Origin of the sequence: Synechococcus sp. R55.3, assembly GCF_047461975.1 — a bacterium.
Classification (GTDB): domain Bacteria; phylum Cyanobacteriota; class Cyanobacteriia; order Thermostichales; family Thermostichaceae; genus Thermostichus.
The window spans coordinates 1-1762 of sequence record NZ_JANSIG010000151.1 but is presented as its reverse complement, the minus strand read 5'-3'; the positions used below and the strand labels follow the sequence as shown (position 1 = coordinate 1762).

Genomic DNA, 1762 nt, shown 5'->3' with positions numbered 1-1762 from the left:
GCGGACGAAGGGACTTGAACCCTTACGCCTTGCGGCACTAGATCCTAAGTCTAGCGCGTCTGCCGTTCCGCCACGTCACTCTCACCCATGCTAGCTCGCCCTCTGGGCCAGGGCGACCTGTAGGGCAGCAGTCTCAGCATCATCGTCATCTCGAATCGGAATCCCGCTCCAAGTCGCGAAAAAGAGGTGTGCTCAGGTAGCGTTCCCCAAAACTAGGCTGGATCATTACAATCCGCTTGCCAGCGTTTTCCGGTCGCCGCCCCACCTGGATGGCTCCCGCCAAGGCAGCCCCGGTGGAAATGCCGGAGAGGATCCCTTCTTCCTTGGCCAGGCGACGGCTGTAGACCATGCTCTCTTCATCTTCCACCGCAATCACCTCATCCAGCAGGTCGCGCCGCAGCACATCAGGCACGAATCCCGCTCCGATCCCTTCAATGCGATGAAAGCCGGGCCGGCCACCACTCAAGACAGCACTGGCCTTGGGTTCAACGGCCACCAGTCGAATGGCCGGGTTTTTCCCCTTCAAAAACTCGCCCGCCCCCGTGATGGTGCCGCCGGTGCCTACCCCTGCCACCAGGATGTCCACCTGACCATCGGTATCTTCCCAAATTTCCGGGCCGGTGGTTCTGGCATGAATCTGGGGGTTGGCGGGATTGGTGAACTGGCCCAACATATAAGCGTTGGGAGTGCGGCGGACGATCTCTTCGGCCTTCCAGATGGCTTCCCCCATGCCTCCAGCACTGCTGGCCAGATAAACCTCTGCCCCGTAGGCTTTCAACAGCAGTCGCCGCTCAAGGCTCATGCTCTCAGGCATGACGATGATGAGCCGGTAACCCTTGGCAGCAGCGGCCATGGCCAAGCCAATGCCGGTATTGCCAGAGGTGGGCTCCACCAAGATGGTCTTGCCGGGGGTGATCAAGCCAGCTTGTTCGGCAGCCTCGATCATGCTGACGGCAATGCGATCTTTCACCGAGGCGGCGGGGTTAAAGCTCTCCAACTTCACCACAATCTCGGCCAGACACCCTTCCGACTGAGGGATCCGATTCAACCGCACCAGCGGGGTGCGACCGATGAGCTGGGTGATGTTGGCGGCAATTTTCATGGCTAACAAAAAGGAAGCAACCAATTGCAACAGCGGGCCGTAGGCCTTAAGTCCAGAGCACTCGGGGGCCTTGTGCGATGCTAACCCTTAAATCAACTCCCCGGCGCTCCCCTTTCAGCTTACTAGCGCAGGAGCCCCGCCCTCTGTCCACAGGGCGAGGGTCGGGAGGAATGCGGAGTTACGATGATATAACCATGACCCAAGTCCTGACCATTTCCTGCAAGCTCAAGGTGTCTCAGTCGCAAGCCGCAAAGTTGGATGCGACCTTGGAGGCTTTCGGCCACGCCTTGAACTGGGTCAACCAAAACACACCGGAGAAAGTCGTCAACGCCGTTAAACTTCAATCTCTGTGCTACCACCAAATCCGTGCCCGGTTCGGCTTGTCCAGTAACTTGGCCGTACAGGTCTGCAGACGGATGGCCGGTGCCCGTAAAGTTGCCCGACAGAAAAACCGCCCCGTCAAGGCGTTCAAGGGGGGCTTTGCGACCTACGATGCCCGTATCTTCTCGTTCCGCGAGAAAGACTGGACGGTGTCGCTCACCACGGTGGAGGGTCGAGAGCGCTTTGAGCTGGCGATTGGCCGTTACCAGAGAGAACAGTTGGCAGGCTCCAATCCCAAATCGGCCACTCTGGTCAAGCGCAAAGACGGTTCCTACTCCA

The 1762-nt window shown here is 59.0% G+C and carries 1 protein-coding gene and 1 pseudogene; one reads left to right on the top strand and one right to left on the bottom strand.

All coding sequences use genetic code 11. The features are described 5' to 3' along the window. Positions 1–145: 145 nt before the first annotated feature. Positions 146–1102, bottom strand: coding sequence for a cysteine synthase A (gene cysK, locus NW849_RS14230; protein ID WP_414358488.1), 957 nt, complete (start codon positions 1100–1102; stop codon positions 146–148). Between the two features lie 194 nt (positions 1103–1296). On the opposite strand from cysK, the pseudogene NW849_RS14225 reads away from it, so the two are divergent. After that, a pseudogene (locus tag NW849_RS14225) lies at positions 1297–1762 on the top strand (RNA-guided endonuclease TnpB family protein); the annotation flags it as partial.

Bases quoted from the DNA above. Each gene is read 5' to 3' on its own strand.
- cysK (WP_414358488.1), bottom strand. From the start codon at position 1,102: ATGAAAATTGCCGCCAACATCACCCAGCTCATCGGTCGCACCCCGCTG.